The sequence below is a fragment of the Microbacterium terrae genome (assembly GCF_017831975.1).
GTDB classification, from domain to species: Bacteria; Actinomycetota; Actinomycetes; order Actinomycetales; family Microbacteriaceae; genus Microbacterium; species Microbacterium terrae.
Map to the genome: position 1 here is coordinate 2,161,114 of NZ_JAFDSS010000001.1, position 21,518 is coordinate 2,182,631.

Annotated in this window: 18 protein-coding genes; 11 read left to right on the forward strand and 7 right to left on the reverse strand. The window is 71.8% G+C overall.

Features of this window, described 5'->3' with window-relative positions; all coding sequences use genetic code 11:
• Window positions 1–18: 18 nt before the first annotated feature.
• Window positions 19–2,259: a serine hydrolase gene (locus JOD63_RS09985; protein ID WP_052682474.1), complete on the reverse strand. Its 2,241-nt coding sequence runs from the start codon at window positions 2,257–2,259 to the stop codon at window positions 19–21.
• A gap of 171 nt (window positions 2,260–2,430) precedes the next feature.
• Between JOD63_RS09985 and JOD63_RS09990 the strand changes: the two genes are divergently transcribed.
• A complete protein-coding gene (locus JOD63_RS09990; RefSeq protein ID WP_407664996.1) occupies window positions 2,431–4,020 on the forward strand; it encodes an acyl-CoA carboxylase subunit beta in 1,590 nt (529 codons plus the stop codon).
• Window positions 4,017–4,238 (forward strand): acyl-CoA carboxylase subunit epsilon, encoded by a 222-nt coding sequence (locus tag JOD63_RS17800; protein WP_045275256.1) that lies wholly within the window; start codon window positions 4,017–4,019, stop codon window positions 4,236–4,238. The genes JOD63_RS09990 and JOD63_RS17800 overlap by 4 nt, the downstream gene beginning before the upstream one ends.
• A gap of 492 nt (window positions 4,239–4,730) precedes the next feature.
• Here JOD63_RS17800 and JOD63_RS10000 read toward each other — a convergent pair whose 3' ends face one another.
• From JOD63_RS10000 to JOD63_RS10015, 4 genes are read right to left on the reverse strand one after another with little or no spacing between them, the layout of a single operon-like run.
• The gene (locus tag JOD63_RS10000) at window positions 4,731–5,852 is read right to left on the reverse strand and encodes a hypothetical protein (RefSeq protein WP_084613461.1); all 1,122 of its coding nucleotides are present in this window, start codon (window positions 5,850–5,852) and stop codon (window positions 4,731–4,733) included.
• Window positions 5,849–7,096 (reverse strand): sensor histidine kinase, encoded by a 1,248-nt coding sequence (locus JOD63_RS10005; RefSeq protein WP_211088092.1) that lies wholly within the window; start codon window positions 7,094–7,096, stop codon window positions 5,849–5,851. The genes JOD63_RS10000 and JOD63_RS10005 overlap by 4 nt, the downstream gene beginning before the upstream one ends.
• The gene (locus tag JOD63_RS10010) at window positions 7,086–7,760 is read right to left on the reverse strand and encodes a response regulator transcription factor (RefSeq protein ID WP_045275254.1); all 675 of its coding nucleotides are present in this window, start codon (window positions 7,758–7,760) and stop codon (window positions 7,086–7,088) included. Before JOD63_RS10010 ends, JOD63_RS10005 begins: the two co-directional genes overlap by 11 nt.
• Window positions 7,761–7,806: 46 nt before the next feature.
• Window positions 7,807–9,129 carry a class I SAM-dependent RNA methyltransferase gene (locus tag JOD63_RS10015; protein ID WP_045275253.1) on the reverse strand — a complete coding sequence of 441 codons (1,323 nt, stop codon included), beginning with the start codon at window positions 9,127–9,129 and terminating at the stop codon, window positions 7,807–7,809.
• Window positions 9,130–9,164: 35 nt separating this feature from the next.
• Between JOD63_RS10015 and JOD63_RS10020 the strand changes: the two genes are divergently transcribed.
• The 3 genes from JOD63_RS10020 (at window position 9,165) to JOD63_RS10030 (ending at window position 12,238) form a co-directional block, all read left to right on the forward strand.
• Window positions 9,165–9,860, forward strand: coding sequence for a Maf family protein (locus JOD63_RS10020; RefSeq protein WP_045275252.1), 696 nt, complete (start codon window positions 9,165–9,167; stop codon window positions 9,858–9,860).
• A 100-nt stretch (window positions 9,861–9,960) separates the two neighbouring features.
• On the forward strand, window positions 9,961–11,727 hold the full coding sequence (locus JOD63_RS10025; RefSeq protein ID WP_045275251.1) for an acetyl/propionyl/methylcrotonyl-CoA carboxylase subunit alpha: 1,767 nt from the start codon (window positions 9,961–9,963) through the stop codon (window positions 11,725–11,727).
• 43 nt (window positions 11,728–11,770) lie between these two features.
• A complete protein-coding gene (locus JOD63_RS10030; RefSeq protein WP_045275250.1) occupies window positions 11,771–12,238 on the forward strand; it encodes a hypothetical protein in 468 nt (155 codons plus the stop codon).
• A gap of 15 nt (window positions 12,239–12,253) precedes the next feature.
• On the opposite strand, the gene JOD63_RS10035 is transcribed toward JOD63_RS10030, so the two are convergent.
• The gene (locus JOD63_RS10035; protein ID WP_407664997.1) at window positions 12,254–13,702 is read right to left on the reverse strand and encodes an NAD(P)H-quinone dehydrogenase; all 1,449 of its coding nucleotides are present in this window, start codon (window positions 13,700–13,702) and stop codon (window positions 12,254–12,256) included.
• A 93-nt stretch (window positions 13,703–13,795) separates the two neighbouring features.
• Between JOD63_RS10035 and JOD63_RS10040 the strand changes: the two genes are divergently transcribed.
• From JOD63_RS10040 to JOD63_RS10055, 4 genes are all read left to right on the forward strand, one after another.
• Window positions 13,796–14,629, forward strand: a complete 834-nt coding sequence (locus JOD63_RS10040; protein WP_045275248.1) for a purine-nucleoside phosphorylase — start codon at window positions 13,796–13,798, stop codon at window positions 14,627–14,629.
• Window positions 14,626–16,425: a phospho-sugar mutase gene (locus tag JOD63_RS10045; RefSeq protein ID WP_211088093.1), complete on the forward strand. Its 1,800-nt coding sequence runs from the start codon at window positions 14,626–14,628 to the stop codon at window positions 16,423–16,425. Before JOD63_RS10040 ends, JOD63_RS10045 begins: the two co-directional genes overlap by 4 nt.
• A 180-nt stretch (window positions 16,426–16,605) precedes the next feature.
• Window positions 16,606–18,018, forward strand: a complete 1,413-nt coding sequence (locus JOD63_RS10050; RefSeq protein WP_245617959.1) for an MFS transporter — start codon at window positions 16,606–16,608, stop codon at window positions 18,016–18,018.
• 112 nt (window positions 18,019–18,130) lie between these two features.
• On the forward strand, window positions 18,131–18,715 hold the full coding sequence (locus JOD63_RS10055) for a GNAT family N-acetyltransferase (RefSeq protein ID WP_045275247.1): 585 nt from the start codon (window positions 18,131–18,133) through the stop codon (window positions 18,713–18,715).
• Window positions 18,716–18,777: 62 nt separating this feature from the next.
• Here the strand turns inward: JOD63_RS10055 and JOD63_RS10060 are convergent, their stop codons facing one another.
• Window positions 18,778–20,691, reverse strand: a complete 1,914-nt coding sequence (locus tag JOD63_RS10060) for a BglG family transcription antiterminator (protein WP_045275246.1) — start codon at window positions 20,689–20,691, stop codon at window positions 18,778–18,780.
• Between the two features lie 156 nt (window positions 20,692–20,847).
• On the opposite strand from JOD63_RS10060, the gene JOD63_RS10065 reads away from it, so the two are divergent.
• Together JOD63_RS10065 and JOD63_RS10070 are read left to right on the forward strand one after the other, a co-directional pair.
• Window positions 20,848–21,195 (forward strand): PTS sugar transporter subunit IIB, encoded by a 348-nt coding sequence (locus tag JOD63_RS10065; protein ID WP_045275245.1) that lies wholly within the window; start codon window positions 20,848–20,850, stop codon window positions 21,193–21,195.
• Between the two features lie 47 nt (window positions 21,196–21,242).
• Window positions 21,243–21,518 (forward strand): HPr family phosphocarrier protein, encoded by a 276-nt coding sequence (locus JOD63_RS10070; protein ID WP_045275244.1) that lies wholly within the window; start codon window positions 21,243–21,245, stop codon window positions 21,516–21,518.

Here is a 21,518-nt window from a genome sequence, read left to right on the forward strand (position 1 = left end):
GACGCCCAGGCTACGCGGTCACCGGTTGCGCAGCGCCGAGAGGTGGATGTACCGCTCGGACGAGCCCCACCGCACGAGATACCAGTCGCGCACGGCGTCGATGACCTCGATGGGAGTCCCACTCCTGGCCGTACTCACCGTCGCTCCCCCGGGCGACGAGCGTACGCTCGTGGACTTCGTCGTCACCATCTGCTGCACGGGATAGCTCGCCGCGGCTCCGAAGGAGCCGTTGAGCTTCTCGTACACGGTGCGGGAGATCGCCCGCAGCGCCGCGCGGGAGGGGCCGTCGAGCCCGATGATCGAGATCGCGTACGTCGACGTCGGCCCGTAGACGACGGCGGTGTCGGACTGGGTCAGCCCCGACGCGATCCACAGCGCGCCCGGCTTGCTCGCCTGGTTGACACCCGGCGGGATGCCCGAGGCGATGCGCGACCGCCAGATCTGCAGTTCCATGAGCCCGAGCAGTCGCTCGGTGGATGCGGCGCTCAGCAGCTGCCCCTTCTCGAGCATCCCCACGAACCGGCTGAGATCGTTCGTCGTGGCCCGGTTGCCGGCGTACAGGACGCTCGTGCCTTTGGGGACCGATCCGTACCTCGATCCGGTGAACCCGGCGGAGCGGATCATGGAGTTGAGAGTCGGAATGCCGATCCAGTGCACGAGGTCGGTGTGGCAGTAGTTGTCGGAGACGTGGATCATCACGTGGATGCACGTGCGCACCGTCATCCCCGACGCCAGCTTGGTGTCGAGCGATGCGCGCCCCTGGTCGACCCGCTTCAGGGCCGCCCACGCCGCGTAGAGCTTCATCATGCTGGCGGGCTCTCGCGCGGACGTGCCTCCGACACTCGCCACGAGGCTCAGTCCGCCGAGCTCGCGCACGGTGACCGTGAACGACCCCGCGTACTTCGACATCGTCGTGCTGATCGCGGCGCGCAGAGAACGCTCGCGGTTGGCCTTCTCAGTCGTGCACGAGGTGTTCGACAGGACCGAGCCGCCGATCGACGCCGTGCCCCCGACCGCGGTGACGGTCGCACCGGTGCGGGCGATGGCCGATCGCACGTCGTCCGGGACGCACGGCTGGATGCTGTAGAACAGCGGCTGCCGGTTGACCGCGGCGAGCGCAGCCGCCACCGCCGTGTCATTGGTGGCAACCGGATTCGTCACGATCGCGCGCTTGACCCCCTTCGTCTCAGCTGCCACCGCCGCAGACAGGGAGTGCGCGCTGCTCGCCCGTCGGCGCTCCACGGTGAATCCGGCCGACTTCAGCGAGGCCTCATAGCCGCTTGAGACGGTGCTGCCGCCGAGGATCACGATCCTCCGCGCCTCGACCTCGCGAAGCGCCCTCACCGTCGTGCTGTGAACTGCCGAGACCTTGCCGTCGACGATCAGTGCCCCGCTGCGGGTCCCCGCCGCAGCCGAGATCGCGATCGGGCCGTCTGCGGTTCCGGCGACACCGGCGAGATAGACGGTGTCGAACGTCGCTCCGTCCTCCACGAGGATGGTCTGCGAGATCGCCGTCGCGCTGCCACTCGGGTACCGCACGACCGAGGCGCCGGTCGAACGAAGATTCGCCAGCGCTGTCGTCGACACCGATCCCCCGGTGTCGACGACCAGGATCGTCGTCGGACCGAGTCGTTCGATCTCGGTGAGCGTGGCCGCCGTGACGCTCGACTGCTTCGTGTAGAGCACGGGCGCCGCCTTCCGCGCAGCGAGCGCGGCGGCGAGCACGCCATCGACTGCGGCGTACCCGGACGCGACCACGACGGTGTCCGCCCCCGACGGGAAGCCGCCGCGCGAGACCGCGATCGCTGTGCCGAAACGGTCACTGCCGGAGAGTCGTCCTGCTGCGGGCAGTGCCGGAGCGACCGCCAGCGCGCGTGCGCCTATGCCGGAATCTGCGTTCGTCTCCTCGTCGTCGCCATCGGGGATCGGCGCCTCGGTCGGGGTCGGGGTCGGGGTGGGGCTCGGCGTCACCGTGGGAGGGTGCGGTGTCGGCGTGGCGGACGCCGTCGGGCTGACGGATGGTGTCGGACTGACGGATGCTGTCGGACTGACAGCCGGCGATGGAACGACGCCCACTCCCTGCGTCGGCTCCGGTGTCGCACCCTCGTCCGGCGCGTCGGCCGTCTCGATCGGCGCGTCCGCCGTGGCACTCGGAGTGGGGTCGGGCACGGCGGCATCCGCTGCGGTGTCGGTCATCGAGACGAGCATCGCCACCGCGAGCAGGAGTGCACCCGCTCGCATCGCTCCCGGTCCGAACATCCGCGTACGTTGCGCCACAGTGCACCCGACGCTACCCCACCGCCCTCGCGCGGCGATGAGATGACCGTGAGAATCGCGCGCCGTCGGCTCCGCCCTCACCACAGCGGAAGCCGCCACCCCTTGTGCGAACCCTCCAACGCCTCCGCCGACACCGCCGATAGGGTGGAATCCGTGACCGATCAGCCCGACCTCTCGACGACCGCCGGCAAGATCGCCGACCTCCGCGCCCGCTACCAGGAGGCGGTGCTCGACGCCGAGGCCGTCGCCCAGCAGAAGCAGCACGCGAAGGGCAAGGGCACCGCCCGTGAGCGAGTGGAGCAGCTCGTCGACCCCGGCAGCTTCGTCGAGCTCGACGAATACGTGCGCCACCGCACCGCCGCCTTCGGCATGGACCGGTCGCGCCCGTACGGCGACTCGGTCGTGACCGGCATCGGCACGATCCACGGCCGCACCGTCGCGGTGTACTCGCAGGACTTCTCGACCTTCGGCGGCTCCCTCGGCGAGGTCGCCGGCGAGAAGATCATCAAGGTCATGGAGTTCGCGCTGCGCAGCGGCATCCCGATCGTCGGCATCCTCGACTCGGGCGGCGCGCGCATCCAGGAGGGCGTGGTCGCGCTCGGCAAGTACGGCGAGATCTTCCGCCTCAACACCCGGGCCTCCGGCGTCATCCCCCAGATCTCGATCATCATGGGACCTGCAGCGGGCGGCGCGGTCTACTCCCCCGCCCTCACCGACTTCGTGGTGATGGTCGACAAGACCAGCCAGATGTTCGTCACCGGACCCGACGTGATCAAGACGGTCACCGGCGAGGACGTCGGCATGGAGGAGCTCGGCGGCGCGCACACGCACAACACCCGGTCGGGTGTCGCCCACTACCTCGCCGAGGACGAGGAGGACGCGATCGACTACGTCCGCTCGATGCTCGGCTTCCTCCCCGACAACAACATGGCGGAGCTGCCGGTCTACGAAACCGGATTCGAGTTCGAGACGACGGACTCCGACCGCGCGCTGAACGCGATCATCCCCGACTCGCCGAACCAGCCGTACGACATCCACCAGGTCATCCGCGGCATCGTCGACGCCGAGGACTTCCTCGAGGTGCAGCCGCTGTTCGCCCCCAACATCGTCATCGGCTTCGGCCGCATCGAGGGCCGCTCGGTGGGCATCATCGCCAATCAGCCGTCGCAGATGGCCGGGACGCTGAACATCGAGGCCGGCGAGAAGGCCAGCCGCTTCGTGCGGTTCTGCGACGCCTTCTCGATCCCGATCGTCACGCTCGTCGACGTGCCCGGCTACCTCCCCGGCACCGACCAGGAGTGGACGGGCGTCATCCGCCGCGGCGCGAAGCTGCTCTACGCGTACGCCGAGGCGACCGTGCCGCTGGTCACCGTCATCCTGCGCAAGGCCTACGGCGGCGCGTACATCGTGATGGGCTCCAAGCAGCTGGGCGCTGACATCAACCTCGCGTGGCCCACCGCCGAGATCGCCGTCATGGGCGGCCAGGGCGCGGTGAACATCCTCTACCGGGGCGAGATCAAGAAGGCCGAAGAGGCGGGCGAGGATGTCGCGGCGGTGCGCACGCGCCTCGCGAACGAGTACACCTACAACGTCGCCTCCCCGTTCCTCGCCGCCGAGCGCGGCGAGCTCGACGGCATCATCGAGCCGGCGGCCACGCGCGTGTCGATCGCGAAGTCGCTCCGGGCACTGCGCGGCAAGCGCGCGAGCCTGCCGCCCAAGAAGCACGGGAACATCCCGCTGTGACGGGCGACGCAGGCGAGAGCGTCTCGATCGAGGTGCGCCGGGGCTCTCCCACCGAGGAGGAGCTCGCGGCGCTCATCGCCGTCGTCACCGACAGGTACTCCGGCGAGGCCGCCGAGGCCGTCGCCGAGGAGGATGCCGCGCGGTCGGCATGGAGCGTCTCGCAGCGCGGGCTGCGCGAGCCGCTCCGACGCGAGCTCGGCTGGGTCCGCGGGGCCTGAACGACGCGGTGCGGTGGCCCGAACGCGTCTGCGCGCGTGTCCCCCGAAATACCTACAGACGGATTCCTTGACGGGCCGGATACTTGATCTTGCTGGAACGCTTCTGCGTTCGGTCGACTCGCTCTCCCGCTCTGCGGCAGACCTCGAGTTCGGCCACGTGGACGGTTTTCGGGTAACCGTCCACTAGGCGAGGGGCGGGCGGCTTCGCCGCCCCTCGCCTCCTTCTCGCTCCGCTCCCCGCCCCGGTATCCCTCCCCCATCGGGTCGGGGGGCGCGATAGCCTCACCGGCCGTGCGCCGGAGCGCGAGACGGTCGTCGCGCCGGTACGGCGCCATCGCGGCGCGTGCAGGATGCAGCACGCGGTCGCCGAGCGCGGGAACGCGCCGCTGCGGCGCGGCCAGGATGCTGTCCCTCCGCGCCCGCGGGAGTGCGCCACGCGCTCGCGGAGGGCGCGGGAGCCCTGCGCCCGTGCGAACGGCGCGGCGAACGCTGCTACGCGGCGCCCGGGTGGGCGATCTCGCGCCAGAGGTCGACTTCGTCCTCGTCGGAGTGCCCGCCGCCGACGGCGGTCGAGCGCCCCACCACGGTGACGGCGACCCGAGCGTCGGGCGAGGTGCGGATGTAGAGCCGCTCCGAGGCCGCGGTGCGCAGCGTCTCGGCGAGCTGCCCGCGGATGACCGAGAGGTCGCTTTCGTCGATCCCCTCGAGGCCGCCCTCATCGAGCACGGTGACGTGCGCCCCGCGACGCCGTGCCCGCTCGAGCTCGCCGCGCACCTCGTCGTCGAGCAGGCGAGGGCCGCGCATCTCGTCGCGCAGGCGCCCCTCGGCGAGCCGCGCCTCGAGTCGGTCCTCCGCGGTGAGGGTGCCGCCCTGAGCGATCGCCCGCGAGAGCACGGGGCCGGCGGCGGTGAGCGCCTGCTGCACCCGCACGCGGCGCTCACGGCGCCGCGCGAGCTGCGACGCCTGCCAGGCCGACGCCGCCCTCTGCAGACCGGCGAGCCGGGCGGTGTCGCGCTCGGCGCGATCGAGCGACCACACCAGCAGCTGCGCGACCCCCACCCACACGATCGATCCGACGAGCCCGAGAGCGAGAGCCGCGGCCGGGCCGATCCACACCATCGACGCGATCGCGAGGAGCGCGGTGCCCACCCACGCCGTCCAGGGGCGGCGGCGCACCATCACGATGGTCATGAGGGCCCCGATGCCGCCGAGGTACCAGGTGGCGAAGGGCGCGGTCCGTGCGTCCGGACCCACCGCGTAGGCGACGGCACTCGGCACCAGGACGGCGCACACGAGCGCCAGCACCTGCGCGGCCATCGGGAGCGGGGCCGCGGCACGCGCCGGCTCGGTCGCGGTACCGGGTTCGGCGGTCTCGGCATCCGTGACCGCGGTTTCGGCGGGGACGCCGTCGGACTCGGCGTCATCGTCGTCGACACCGCGCGCGCGGCGCGGCTCCCACACGACGCACAGCAGCGTGGTGAGCAGATAGAGCCCGAGGGTGGCCACGATCACCAGCGGCGCGACGACCGGCTCGGTCCACCAGAGGCCGCGTGCAGCGAGGTACGCCGTGAATGCGACGGCGAGTGCGACGAGGACGTTCTTGACGCTGATCACGAGATCCTCCGCCTCCAACGGATCGTGACCACGGTCCCGTCCTGCCCCGAGGCGATGCTGGCCGTGGCGCCGACGGCCGCGACCCGGGCGAGGATCGAGGCGCGGATGCCCAGACGATCATCCTCCACGGAGTCGACGTCGAACCCCTCGCCGCGGTCGACCACCGAGATGTCCACGCCGGCGTGGTCTCCGGCGACGGTCAGGGTGAGTCCCGCACCGCCGGCGTGCTGAAGCGCGTTGGCGACCGCCTGCGTGGCGGCGAGCGCGAGCGCCGCGGCGATGCGTCCGGGCAGCGCCGGGGCCTCGTCGTCGATCGTGCGCACCGCGCGCAGGTCTGCGCCGAGCTCTCGCGCCGCCTGCTCGATCGCGTCGGCGATGTCGTCGGGTGTGCGCGGCTCGTCGGTGCCCTCACGCGAATCCTGCTCCGTGTTGGCCAGACGCGTCAGCGCCTCGCGCGCCATCGTCACCGCGAGGGCTCGCTCGCGGGGCGTCTCGGCCCGCTCGGCGGCGATGAGCGCAGCGAGCACGCTGTCGTGCATGAGTGCGGCGACTTCGACGCGCTCCTGCTCGAGGGCGTCGGCGGCGGCAGCCTCGGCGTAGGAGGCGACCGCCTGCGCGCGCGTCTGATCTACGCCCGCGGCGACCGAGCGGAACACCCACCCGAGCGTCAGCAGCATCGACCCCAGGATCAGGGCGAACGAGACGTCGAGCGCCACCCCGATGATGAACTCCTGCGAGAAGCCGACCTGGATGAGCCGCACGAGCCCGTACATGAGCGGCACCGCGGCGGTCCACACGATCTGCAGCGGCATCGGGAACGCGAGCACCGCGGCGAGCGTCGCGATGTTCACCAGGTACCAGATCCACGGCTGGGATGTCGCCTCGGGAGCCGACTGCACCGTCGCGATCGGCCACGCGATGAGGGCGAGCACGTAGGCGAGCGCGAAGACACCGGCGCTGACCCGCACCCCGCGGCCGACGAGGCACGCGAGGATCATCACGGCCAGCGGCCCGAAAACGCCGATCATGAGGGGCGTGTGCCACGCCGGCCGCTCGTCGTAGGGCCCGAGCGCAGTGAGGAACGCCTGCATCCCGAGCGCGAGCGAACCGAGACCCGCCACGAGCGAGATGATCCGCTCGACCCGGGTGCGGGTGAACGATCCGACGCCGCCGTGCACACCGCGTGCGGACGGGATGAGGCGCCAGGCGCTCTCGAGGAGGGTCGTCGGCGCCTCAGCTGCCACTGGCGATCCCGCCGATGTCCGTGGGTTCGACGAGGAGTCCGTCCTCCATCGCCCGACGGGCGAGGTCGACCTTGGTCGGTGCGGGGCGACCGACCTCGACGTACTTCACCCGGATGCGGGTGATGTTCTCCTTGGCGGTCGAATACGCGATGCCCAGTCGCTCGGCGACCATCTTGAGCGGGAGCCCGGCGGCGTACAGGCGGAGCACCTCGCGCTCGCGAGCCGACAGCTGGGCGTCGGCGAACTCGCGATCGCCTTCGACGGCGCTCGCCCACTCGACGTTGTTGAGGGGCTCCCCCCGGGCGACGGTGCGGATGGCGGCGATGACGTCGTCGATCGGCGACGCCTTGCTGACCACGCCGGTGGCGCCTGCCGACAGCGCCTCGCGCACGGCTGCCGGCCGGTCGGCGACGCTGTGGATGATGACGCTCGATCCGTCGGCGACCAGCGCGCGCACGTTCTCGGTCACCGTCGTGCCGTCGCCGAGCGTGAGGTCGAGCACGACCACGTCCGCCGGCGCGGCGGCGGCGAACGAACGCCAGTCGAGGTACTCGGTGACGTTGCTCCCCGAGAAGACGACCTGCTTGGTGCCGCTGCGCGCGCACGCGGCGGCGAGTCCGAGTCGCACCGACTCGTGGTCGTCGATCAGGGCCACGCGTGTCATGTCCGCCAGCCTATCCACCCCGCGCCGGGTCGTCGCCGCAGCACCGTCATGCCCGGCCGAGCACGGCGACGGCCTCGACGTGGTGCGACGCGGGGAACAGGTCGAGCGCGCGCACGCGCGATGCTTCGTAGCCCGATTCGCGGAAGGTGCGGAGGTCTCGTGCCAGCGCCACGGGATCACACGCGACGTAGACGACGGTCTCGGGGCCGAGGGCGGCGATCTGCTCGACGACCTCGCGTCCGGCACCCGCCCGGGGCGGGTCGAGCAGCACCACGCCGCGCGCGAGCCTGTCGCGTTCGGCGGCGGATGCCTCGGCCGCGAGCCGGGCGATCCATCGGTCGACGCGCCCGGTCTCGGCGCGGGCCCCGACCCAGTCGACGAGGTTCTCGCCGGCGTGGTCGGTCGCACGGGGGTCGGACTCGACGCTCGTCACGCGCGTCGCCGGGCCTCCCAGATCGCCGAGGGTCGCAGCGAACAGCCCGACGCCGCCGTAGAGGTCGAGGTGCCACGCGTCGGGGTCGATCGCGGGCCCATCGGGGCGCAGCGCCCGCAGCTCGGCGGCGACCGCTCGGGTCAGCGTCTGCGCCGCCAGCCGGTGCACCTGCCAGAAGCCGCCCACGTCGAGGCGGAACTCCCGCCCATCGACGCTCTCGCGGATCACCTCCGGAGTGGGCTCCTTCGGTCGCGGCTTCGGTGCGGGGGCGCCGCGGCCGCGCCGACGATCGCCACCGCGAGCGGGCGGACGCACGGCGTCGGGGCGGGGCAGCACCCGCACCCGGCCATCGGCGGGCTGCACGAGATCGATGCGGCCGAGCTCGCCGCCGCGCAGGCGCAGCGCAGCCTCGGCGACAGCCGGCGTCGCCAGGGGCAGGTCCTCCACGGGAACGACCCGGTGGCTGCGCGCCGCGAACGGGCCTATGCGGCCGTCGCCGTCGACGTGCAGGCTCACCCGGGTGCGCCAGCCGGTCCCGTCGGCGGAGTCGCCGTCGGGCGCCTCGATCGCCACGGGCGCCGAGTCGATGCCGCCGACGCGCTCGAACGCCTCACGCAGCACCTGCAGCTTCAGCCGCCGCTGCTCGCCGAGCTCGATGTGCCCGAAGTCGGCTCCGCCCGGTCGCGCCTCGGGGGCGACGTCGATGTCGGCCTGGCGCCAGACATGCGGCCGGCGGTGCGGCGACGCATCCAGCACCTCGAGGGCGTCACCGCGCCAGAACGACTTCTTCGACGTGTCGGTGAGTCGCACCCGCACCCGCTCGCCGGGGATCGCGTCGGGCACGAAGACGACGCGGCCTTCGTGACGGCCGACGAACACCCCGCCGTGGGCGACGCCCGTGATGTCGAGGTCGATGGTCTCTCCGGGTGCACTCACCCGTCGAGCCTACGGCGCGTGGGTACGGTGGTGCCATGCGCGTGTGCCTCGCCTCCACCTCGCCCGCCCGCCTGATGCTGCTGCGGCAGTTCGGCATCCGCCCCCTCACGGTCGCACCCGACGTCGACGAGGAGGCGGTGATCGCCGCCGTCGAAGCCGCCGAAGGGCGCACGCTCGCCCCCGACGAGCACGTGCTGCTGCTCGCACGGCGCAAGGCCGCCGACGTCGCGGCGCGACTCGCCGACGACATCCCCGACTTCGACGGCATCGTGATCGGCGGCGACTCGATGTTCGAACTCGACGGCCAGGTGCTCGGCAAACCGCACACGCCCGAGAACGCGCGGGCGCGGTGGCGCGCGATGCGCGGGCGCACCGGAGTGCTGCACTCCGGCCACGCCGTGGTGCGCCTCTCCCCCGGAACGGCTCCGCACGAGGTGCACGCCGTGGCCGAGGCATCCGTCACCTTCGCGGGCGACATCACCGACGCCGAGATCGACGCGTACGTCGCCACCGGCGAGCCGCTGCAGGTCGCGGGGGCATTCACCGTCGACAGCCTCGGCGGCGCGTTCATCACGCGGGTCGACGGAGACCCTTCGACGGTGGTGGGCATGTCGGTCTCGACTCTGCGCGCGCTCGCCCGCGAGGTGGGCGTGGAATGGACTGCGCTGTGGAACAGCGTCGATCCCGTCTGGGACGGGCTGGATGCCGCGGCCGTCGCCGAGCGCCCCTGATTGCGCCACGCCGATGTTGTAGTAGGAATCCCACGTTTTCGACCCGTTCTTGTGTGAACCGCTCAAAAGACCGGGCGAAGGCGTCGGTAGGCTGACATCCATGCCTCAGATCGCCAAGGTTCTCGTTGCCAACCGCGGCGAGATCGCCGTCCGCGTCATCCGCGCCGCCCGCGATGCGGGCAAGCTCTCGGTCGCCGTCTACGCCGACCAGGATCGCGACGCCATGCACGCCCGGCTCGCCGACGAGGCCTACGCCCTCGAGGGCTCGACGAGCGCCGAGACGTACCTCTCGATCGAGAAGATCCTGTCGGTCGCTCGCCGCTCCGGTGCCGACGCCGTGCACCCGGGATACGGGTTCCTCGCCGAGAACGCCGACTTCGCCCGCGCCGTGATCGGCGCCGGCCTCATCTGGATCGGCCCGTCGCCCGAGGCCATCGAGGCCCTCGGCGACAAGGTGACGGCGCGCGCCGTCGCCGAGAAGGTCGGCGCTCCGCTCGCCCCCGGCACCCCGGGTCCCGTCTCCGGCGCCGACGAGGTCGTCGCGTTCGCCGAGCAGGTGGGCCTCCCCATCGCCATCAAGGCCGCATACGGCGGCGGCGGGCGCGGCCTCAAGGTCGCTCGCGCCCTCGACGAGGTCGCCGAGCTCTTCGAGTCGGCGACGCGCGAGGCGATCACCGCGTTCGGCCGCGGCGAATGCTTCGTCGAGAAGTACCTCGACAAGCCGCGCCACGTCGAGACCCAGTGCCTCGCCGACGCCGCCGGCAACGTCGTCGTCGTCTCGACGCGCGACTGCTCGCTGCAGCGCCGCCACCAGAAGCTCGTCGAGGAGGCCCCTGCGCCGTTCCTCTCGGACGAGCAGAACGAGATCCTCTACACGTCGTCCAAGGCGATCCTGCGCGAGGTCGGCTACGTCGGCGCCGGGACGTGCGAGTTCCTCATCGGCGCCGACGGCACCATCTCGTTCCTCGAGGTGAACACCCGCCTGCAGGTGGAGCACCCCGTGTCGGAGGAGGTCACCGGCCTCGACCTCGTGCGCGAGCAGTTCCGCCTCGCCGAGGGCGAGGAGCTCGGCTACGACGACCCCGAGCCCGACGGCCACTCGATCGAGTTCCGCATCAACGGCGAAGACCCCGGCCGCGGCTTCCTGCCCCAGCCCGGTCCGATCCACGTCTTCAAGACGTTCGGCGGCCCCGGCATCCGTCTTGACTCCGGCGTTACCGCCGGCGACAGCGTGAGCGGCTCGTTCGACTCGCTGCTGGCGAAGATCATCGTCACCGGCCGTGACCGCGCCGAGGCGCTGGAGCGCTCGCGACGCGCCCTCGACGAGTTCGAGGTCGCCGGCCTGCCGACGGTCCTCCCGTTCCACCGCAAGGTGGTGCGCGACTCCGCGTTCACCGCCGTCGACGGCGAGTTCGGCGTGTTCACGCGCTGGATCGAGACCGAGTTCGACAACGACATCGCCCCGTGGGACGGCGAGCTCGAATCGCCCGCTCCCGCCGAGAACCGCCACACGGTGGTCGTCGAGGTCGCCGGCAAGCGCCTCGAGGTGAGCCTCCCCGACCGCATCGCAGCCGCGCCCGGCGTCGCCGGCCGCCCGGCCGCGGTGCCGCCGTCGCGGCGCTCGCACGCCACGACGGTCGTCGCCGGCGCGTCGGGCGACGCGGTGAAGGCGCCGATGCAGGCGACGATCGTCAAGGTCGCCGTCGAAGAGGGCCAGCAGGTCGTCAAGGGCGATCTCGTCGTGGTGCTCGAGGCGATGAAGATGGAGCAGCCGATCCAGGCGCACAAGGACGGCGTCATCGGCGCGATCAACGCCGCCGCAGGCACAACGGTCTCGGCCGGGCACCAGCTGCTCACGATCAGCTGACGCCGTTCACGGTTCCCGTCTCGCGACCGCGCTAGGGTGAGCCATGCCCGCTCGCCCCTGCGCCGTCGCCGGCGTCGTCGTCGTCGCCTCGGCCCTGCTTCTCAGCGGCTGCGCCGCGCCGCCCGAGGTCGACCAGGAAGCTGCCCAGGCGTGGATGGACGAGACGATCGCGCGGGCGGATGGCCGGTCGGACATCCTCGGGACGTTCGCCGGGTCGACGACCACCGCAGACGGCGGCACGACGCTGACTTTCGATGTGCCGGTCGACCTCACGGGCGTGGAGCTGTCGTGCTTCGGCGGCGGATCGGCGAGCTTCGGCATCACGACCACCGCAGTCGGGTCATCGACCGGCTGGCAGACCGAGGTGGACTGCACTGACGAGCCGCACCTCATCGAGGTCGGCCTGGACGGCGCCGACACGCTGACGGGCGTGACATCGACCACGGCCACGGCCACGCGCAGCGATCCCGCGACGACGTACGTCGTCACGATCCTCGGCACGCAGCCGTGATCTCCCCGCGGGGGCTCAGCCGCCGTAGACGTTGTGGTCGACGACGTGCATCGCGCGAGCGGCATCCGTGATGCTTCCCGACAGCGACGGGTAGACCGCGAACACGCGCGAGACCTGGTCGACCGTGAGGCGGCGCTCGACGGCGATCGCGATCGGGTAGATGAGCTCGGATGCGCGCGGGCCGACGATCACGCCGCCGATGACGGTGCCGCTGCCCTGACGGGCGATCAGCTTGACGAAGCCGTCCTTCATGCCCATCATCTTCGCGCGAGGGTTCGCCGCGAGCGGCAGCTTGTGCACGACGCCGTTGATGAGGCCGTCCTCGATGTCCTTCTGCTGCCACCCGATCGTGGCGATCTCGGGCGCGGTGAAGATGTTCGAGGTGATGCGGCGCCGCTCGAGCGGGATGACCACGTCGCCGAGCGCGTGGAACACGGCGGTTCGGCCCTGCATCGAGGCGACCGAGGCCAGCGGGACGAAGGTGGTGCAGTCGCCGGCGGCGTAGATGTTCGGCACCGAGGTGCGGGCGACCTTGTTCACCTGGATGTGCCCGGAGTCGGTCATCTGCACACCGGCCTCCTCGAGCCCGATGCCGGCGGTGTTGGGGATGGACCCGACCGCCATGAGGCAGTGGCTGCCCTCGACGACGCGGCCGTCCGAGAGGGTGACGATGACGCCGTCTCCGGTGTTCTCGACCTTGTCGGCCCGTGACTTCGACAGCAGCGTCATGCCGCCGCGCTTGAAGACCTTCTCGAGCACCGCGGCGGCATCGGAGTCCTCGCCGGGCAGCACCTGGTCGCGGCTGGAGACGAGCGTGACCTTCGCGCCGAGGTTCATGTAGGCACCGGCGAACTCCGCGCCGGTGACGCCCGAGCCCACCACGATCAGGTGCTCGGGGACGGCGGGCATGTCGTACAGCTGCGTCCAGGTCAGGATGCGCTTGCCGTCGGGCCGCGCGCTGTCGAGCTCGCGCGGCGACGCGCCGACCGACACGACGAGGGTGTCGGCCTCGATGCGGTCGAAGTCGGTACCCCCCGGCCCGGTCGAGACCACGACGGCGTTGTCGCCCTCGAGCCGCCCGTGCCCGGTGAGGATGCGCACGCCCGCCTCCGCGAGCGATGCCCGCATGTCGTCGGACTGCTGGCGGGCGAGGGTGAGCAGGCGCTTGTTGACCGCGCGCAGGTTGATGGCGATCTCGGGTTTGAGGGGCTTGCCCTCGGCGCTGTGCGCGAACAGCTGCACGCCCAGGTCGCTCGCCCCCGCGATCGCGACGGCCGCGTCGGCGGTGGCGATGAGGGTCTTCGAGGGCACGACGTCGGTGATCACCGCCGAGCCGCCGATGCCGGCGCGTTCGACGACCGTGACCTCCGCTCCGAGCTGGGCGGCGGCCAGAGCCGCCTCGTAGCCGCCGGGGCCGCCACCGATGATCGCGACGCTCTGGGTGCGCTCGAAGCTCACAGACATGGCATCCATTCTTCCCTGTCGCACGCACGCGCGACGACACCCCCGCGATATGCGTCTCTGGCTCTGCGGTTCTCCGCTCTCTAAGGTGGGGGCATGTCAGACAGCAGCACCAACCCGCTCGACGATCCCACCGCCGACCCCTTCGAGGTCGCGACGCAGGCGGCGAACGACATCGCACGCCTCACCGGCGTCGAGCGCCACGACGTCGCCCTCACCCTCGGCAGCGGGTGGGGCCGCTCGGCCGAGCTCATCGGCGACGAGATCGCGGCGTTCCCCGCGACCGAGGTGACCGGCTTCAGCGCTCCGGCGCTCGAAGGCCACGTCGGCACGATCCGCAGCATCCGCACGCCCAAGGGGCGCAGCGTGCTCATCATGGGCGCCCGCACGCACTACTACGAAGGCCACGGCGTGCGCCGCGTGGTGCACAGCGTGCGCACCGCCGCGGCCACCGGCGCCCGCATCATGGTGCTCACCAACGGCGCCGGCGGCATCAAGCCGACGTGGAAGCCCGGCCAGCCCGTGCTCATCAGCGACCACATCAACCTGACCGGCGACTCGCCCCTCGAAGGCGCGACGTTCATCGACCTCACCGACCTCTACTCGATGCGCCTGCGCGACCTCGCGCGGCAGATCGACCCCAGCCTCGACGAGGGCGTCTACTGCCAGTTCCAGGGGCCGCAGTACGAGACGCCGGCAGAGGTGCGCATGGCGAAGACGATCGGCGGGCACATCGTCGGAATGTCGACCGCCCTCGAGGCGATCGCCGCGCGCCAGGCCGGCATGGAGATCCTCGGATTCTCGCTGATCACGAACATGGCCGCCGGCATCCAGACCACTCCCCTCAGCCATCAGGAGGTGATCGAGGCGGGCCGCGAGGCCGAGCCGGTCATCTCATCGCTGCTGGCCCGCGTGATCGGGGCGCTGTGAACGACGAGGGCGGCACCGCTCCGACGGCCGACGACGACACCGCGGGCGCCGCCTCGGCCGGTGCGTCGACGGATGCCGCGACGCCGGAGGCCGCGCTCGTCGCCACCGCTCACGCCTGGCTCGCGCAGGACCCCGACGGCGAGACGCGCGCCCAGCTGCGCGCGGTCATCGAACGGGCCGAGGCCGGCGAAGACGACGCCGCAGCCGACCTCGCCGACCGCTTCGGCGGGCGGCTCGCCTTCGGCACCGCGGGCCTGCGCGGCGAACTGGGTGCCGGCAGCAACCGCATGAACCGCGTGCTCGTCGCCCAGGCGGCCGCCGGTCTGGCGGCGTACGTGCGCGAGCGGGCGGGCCTCGCCGCCGACGTCGGGGAGGACGAAGACCCCGACACCGCACCCGTGGTCGTCATCGGCTTCGACGGGCGCCGCAACTCCGACGTGTTCGCCCGCGACTCGGCCGAGATCTTCGCCGGCGCAGGCCTGCGGGCGATGCTCCTCCCCCGCCTCCTGCCGACACCGGTGCTCGCCTTCGCCGTGCGACACCTGGATGCCGCGGCCGGCGTCATGGTGACCGCGAGCCACAACCCACCGAACGACAACGGGTACAAGGTCTACCTCGGCGGCGAGGACGCCGGGTCGCAGATCGTGTCGCCGGCAGACGCCGAGATCGCGGCGCACATCGAGCGCGTGGCCGCCGAGGGCGACATCGCCGCGCTCCCCCGCTCGCTCGCGTTCGCGCACGCGCCGGAGTCGGTGGTCGAGGAGTACGTCGCCGCGACGGCGGCGGTCGCTCCGGCTCCGGAGGGCGCCGACGGGCTCCGCTGGGTCTACACCGCGATGCACGGCGTCGGGTGGGAGACGTTCTCGCGCATCCTCGAGGCAGCCGGCTACCCGCAGCCGGTGCCCGTTGCGGCGCAGCTGGAGCCCGACGGAGCCTTCCCCACTGTCGCGTTCCCGAACCCCGAGGAGCCCGGCGCGATGGACCTCGCGTTCGAGACCGCGCGCGAGGCGGGCGCCGAACTCGTCATCGCGAACGATCCCGATGCCGATCGTCTCGCCGTCGCGATCCCGGATGCCGGGGCCGACGGCGGCTGGCGACGGCTCACCGGCAACCAGATCGGCCTGCTGCTCGGCTGGCGCGCCGCGCGGCTGACGGCGGAGGCGGGGGCGCCGGACGGCGCCTCGCTCGCCTGCTCGCTCGTCTCGTCGCCGGGGCTCGCCGCGGTGGCGGAGCACTACGGCCTCGACGCGCACGCGACGCTCACCGGGTTCAAGTGGATCTCCCGCGCCCCGGGGATCGTGTTCGGCTTCGAGGAGGCGCTCGGGTACCTCGTGAACCCGGAGACGGTGCGCGACAAGGACGGCATCTCGGCGGCGATCGCGATGCTCGGCATGGCCGCCGAGGCGCGCGGCCGGGGCCTCGGCGTCGCAGACCTGCTCACCGAATTCGACGCGACCTTCGGCTCGTTCGCGAGCGACCAGATCTCGGTGCGCGTGGATGACGTCTCGACGATCGCGCGCATCATGGCGGCGCTGCGGGCGGAGCATCCGTCCGCCGTCGGCGGGGTCGCGGTCGACCGGGTCGACGACCTGCTCGAGGGCGTCGACGGTCTTCCGCCCGGCGACGTGCTGCGGCTGTGGCTCGCCGACGGATCGCGTGTCGTGGTGCGCCCGAGCGGCACCGAGCCGAAGCTGAAGCTGTACCTCGACGTGCGGGGCGACTCCCCCGACGACGCCGCGGCCCGTATCGGCGCGCTCACAGACGGAGCGCGCGCGCTGCTCGCCGGCATCGACTGACGCGGCGAGTGCCCGCTCCGCCGCCGTCGGCCCCGCGCGCCCGTCGGCGGCGCGAGGGTCGGCGTCGGCGGCGAGTCGGATGTCGCACCCTCGTGCTACAGTCGCACACGCGATATATCGCGAGGCGATTCGCATTCTCCTTTCCGCGCGACGCGCGTCCGCACGACCAGAGGGCACCCCGTGAACACCGACCAGCCGGATCCGCCGACCGACGACGCCGCGCCGTCCGACGCCGCCGATGCGGCCGACGCGACGACGGCTGCCGCCGACCCGCCCGGGTGGCTGCCCAAGGTCGTCCTGTTCCTGAGCGGCCAGACCGTGAGCCTGTTCGGCTCGATGCTCGTCCAGTACGCGGTGTTCTGGTACCTGACGATCACGTACCAGTCGGGCGTCATCATGACCCTCGCGGCGATCTTCGGGTTCCTGCCGCAGGCCGTCGTCTCGGTCTTCGGCGGCGTGTGGGCCGACCGGCACAACCGCAAGTACCTGATCATCGGCGCCGACGCCGCGATCGCCGCGTCGACCCTCGTGCTGGCTCTGCTGATGATCGGCGGCTTCGACGCCCCGTGGCTGATCTTCGCGGTGCTCGCGGTCCGCTCGGCCGGCGCCGGCATCCAGACCCCTGCGGTTGCCGCGCTCATCCCCCAGATCACGCCGACTCGTCACCTGATGCGCATCAACGGCATCAACGGCTCGATCCAGTCGGCGATGGCCCTGCTCGCCCCCGCGGTCGCCGGCGCGATCTACGCCTGGTCGTCGGCCGTCAACGACGGCTCGTCCGCCGCGCTCGTGCCGATCTTCTTCATCGACGTCGTCACCGCCGTGATCGGGATCGGCCTGCTCTCGTTCGTGTCGGTCAGCGCCGTGCGCCGCGCGCAGGACGCCCAGACCGGCTATTTCGCCGACCTCGTCGATGGGGTGCGCTACATCGCCCACCACGAGTTCGTCCGGTGGCTGCTCGTGCTGTTCGCCATCATCTTCGTGCTCACGGTGGCGCCGTCCAACCTCACCCCGCTCATGCTGGTGCGCTCGTTCCCGGCGGGCGAGGCGCAGGACGTCGTCAACCTCGCCGTGCTCGAGATCGCGTTCAGCGTGGGCATGATGCTCGGCGGCATCCTCATCGCCACGTTCTTCGCGGCGCGCAGCCGCGTCGGGCTCATCATCGTCGCCTCGCTGGTGTTCGGCGTGCTGTCGATCGGCCTCGGGCTCTCGCCGAACGTGTGGGTGTTCTTCGCCATCATGTTCCTCGTCGGTCTCGCCGTGCCGTTCTTCTCGACGCCGTCGATGACCCTGCTGCAGGAGACCGTCGAGCCCGAGCGCCAAGGACGCGTGTTCGGCTTCGTCGGCATCGTCATGGCGGTCGCCATGCCCCTCGGCATGGTGGTCTTCGGCCCGCTCGCCGACGTGATGCCGATCGAACTGCTCCTCGTCGCCGCCGGCATCCTGACGTTCGTCGTCGTGGGTCTCGCGGTGTGGCTCCCCTCCGGGCGTCGTGCGATCGCCGCCGCGCGGGCCGCCTCGACGGTGGCGAAGGGCGATCCGGTCGCCGGCGCGGCCGTCGTGGAACAGGCCATGCACCGCGACGCCGACTGAGGTTATCCGCCGCCCGCGTCGAACACGGCCGCGCGACAGCGACGCAGACCGTGCCGGATGAGCCGAGGAAGACCGTTCCGGATGCGCCGGAGGCAGGCCGTACGCTCAAGGGGTGCTGCTCACCGATCCCGTCGTGCTCGAGAACGCCCACGTCCGCCTCGAGCCGCTCACGCCCGACCACGCCGCAGACCTCTCCGAGGCATCCGCGGGCCTCGAACACGCCTGGTACACGTCCGTGCCGACGACGGACTCGGTCGACGACGACGTCGCCTCGCGACTCGCGCAGCGCGACGCGGGGGTTATGAACCCCTGGGCGATCCGCCGGCTCGACACCGGCCGCGTCGTGGGCTCGACGACGTTCTGCAGCATCGACCAGGCGAACCGACACGTCGAGATCGGCTACACCTGGCTCGGACTCGACGCGCAGCGCACTGCGGTGAACACCGCCGCGAAGCTGCTGCTGCTCGGCCACGCGTTCGACACCTGCGACGCGATCGCGGTCGAGTTCCGCACCCACTGGCACAACCGCCAGTCCCGCGCGGCGATCGCCCGGCTCGGCGCGAAGCAGGACGGCGTGCTGCGCAACCACCGGCTCGGCCCCGACGGGTCGCTCCGCGACACCGTGGTGTTCTCGATCCTGCCGGGTGAGTGGCCCGCCGTGCGTTTGGGGCTCGAGCACCGTCTGGCGCGGGGCTGACGCCCGGCAGCATCCGCCTACCTCGCGCCCGGCCGACGCACGCCGTCAGCCGTGCCGTGGACTCAGCCGTCGATGACGGCGACGAGCTCGTCCAGGAACCCGCCGAAATCGACGGCCCGGCGCACGATGCGCTGCACGCTGTCGCGCTCGCTGAACACCTCGACGAACTGCTCGAAGACCGTCTGGAACGCCTCGCGGTCGGTCTCGGAGAACGCGACCAGGGCGACGACCTGCACGCGACCGCCGCCCCACGCGATCGACGGGTCGGCGATGCCGATCGCGATGGCGGTGCGCGTGGCGGTCATGCCCATGGCGTGGGGCACGGCGAGCGCGTCGGTGAACGCCGTCGACGAGAGGCGCTCCCGCTCGATCGTGCGATCGACGTAGTCGGCGTCGATGACCCCCTGGGCGACGAGCAGTCCGCCGAGTCGGCGGATCACGCCCTCCTCGTCGTCGCCGTTCAGGCCGCGCACGAATGCCGAGGCGTCCACATACCGCTCGAGCTCGCCGCGGAGGCGCGCGAGCCGGCGTCCGCGACGCACCCGTGCGGCGGCGGACTGCACCCGCTCGACGTCGGCATCGGTGAGGAACGGCTGGATGCGCACCACGCGGTCGCCCGGCATCGGCGCATCGATCGTGGTGAGCACGAGGTCGGTGTCGATCGAGGCCCAGTCCGGGTCGACCCGCGTCTCGACGCCCACCACTTCGACCGCCTGACCGAGTGAGCGGTCGACGCTCGAGCGGAGCAGCTCGTGGAGCTCGTAGTAGCCCGGGCAGACGATCGTGGCCGTGAGCAGCTGGTCGGACCGGCGGCTGCGCTCGAGCCGCCCGCCCACGTGCATGGCGATGTACGCGATCTCGTCGTCGAGCAGCGGGATGCCCAGCCGCTCGTGCAGTCCGCTCGCGATGAAGACCGCGACCTCGAAGATCATCGGATACGTCGACTTGAGCGAGCGGGTGAGCGGATTGCGCGACCACGCCTGCTCCCGCGCCCGATGACGGAGGTTCTGCACGTGCAGCGCGAGGCGGGTGATGAAGTCGTCGTGGGCGATGTCGACGAGGAACTCGGATGCCGCGAGGCCGACGACCTCGCGCACGGCCGTCTCGACGTCGGGCTCGAGCCGCGACCGATCGGAGGTGGACGCGGCGCCCGGGGCGATGGCCCGCGTGAGCACGAGCGTCGCGAGATGCTGCAGGTCTCCCGTGCCCAGGCGCACGTCCAGGTGCTGCTCGGCGAGCTCGCCGACGATCGCCGCGACCTCGTCATGGGCGGCGTCGCCGGTGCCCATCGGCGCCTCGAGCGGACGCCCCTGGCCGACCCGATCGGCGGCGATGGCGATGTGCATGACGGCGTCGGCGATGCCGTACTCGTTGACGAACCAGCCGTGGGCGCTCAGCCGTGCGGCGAGGTCGGACTTGAGGGGCCCGAACGCCTCGGCGCCGGCCGACCCTTCGCCGAGGGTGCGGCGCAGCGCCGCGAGGTCGAACGACCCGGCGTCCATCTCGTCGTGCGCGAGGCGGCTGAGCAGTCGCCGCTGGGCGACCTCGGTGCCGGTGAGACGAGCCCGCGATGCGGAGCGCTCCAGCACGAGCTCGGTGCCGCCGAGCAGGCCCCGCACCCGCGAGAGGTCGGCGTCGAGGGTGGCGGAGCTCACGAACAGCGCATCGGCGGTCTCGAACACATCGATGCCGTCGGGAGCATCGAGCAGCGCGCGCACCAGCCGATGGAGCCGGTCGCGCGGGGTGGCGGCGTCACCGCCGGCGCGGAGCGCCAGCGCCGCATCGGGGGCGGCGCGATATCCCTGAGGCCCCGATTCGACGGCGAGAGACGGCGCGACCCGGGCGTTGAGCGCGGTGACGTACGACCGGATGCTGCGGGGCGTCACCCCGATCGCGTCGGCGAGGGTCGACGCCGTCGCCCAGTCGCCGTCGCGTGAGAGCAGGCCGAGCAGGCGGTCCTGTCTCGCGCGTGTCACATCGCCTCCTCCGGCGCTCGATCGTGCTGGCCAGTCAACCACGTCCGACCGGCACCGAGGCGACTCGGCGCACCCCTCCTTCCGCCCCTGCGGAAGGAGACCTGGTTGTCGCGGCGGCACAAGCTCACCACAATGGCAACAAGAGGAGGCGGGTCGATGAGGATCCTGGTGGTGTGCGCAGCGGGTGCCTCGAGCACCTTCGTCGCTCAGCGTGTGCGGCATGCCGCCCACGACCGGGGACTGTCCTACTCCGCCTTCGCCGGCACCGAGCGATCACTTCCGATCGATCTCGATGCCGCCGACGTCGTCCTCGTGGGACCGCATCTCTCTCATGCGCTGGAGCGCATCGAGCGGGAGGCGGCGCCGCGCGGGACGACGGTCGTGCTGCTGCCGCACGACATCTTCCAGGATCTCGACGGCACGCGCACGCTCGCCCTCGTGCGAGACGCGGTCGGAGGCTCCGGGGGGCTGCCTCCGGCCGCAGGCACGGCACCCCTCCCCTGAACCACGAACACCGCAGGACCGAGAAGTACAGACAGAGAGGTCATCCCATGGCACCCGTCACCCGCACCGTGCACATCGGCTCATCCCACGGACTCCACGCCCGCCCGGCGAAGCTGTTCGCGACGGCGGCGAAGGATGCCGGCATCCCGGTCACACTCCAGAAGGGGTCGGGCACGCCCGTCAACGCAGCCAGTATCCTCGGTGTCATCTCGCTCGGCGTCGAGCACGGCGACTACGTCACGATCACCGCCGACGGCGAGGGCGCCGAGGCCGTGCTCGACACGCTGTCGGAGCTGCTCACCACCGATCACGACGCGGAGTAG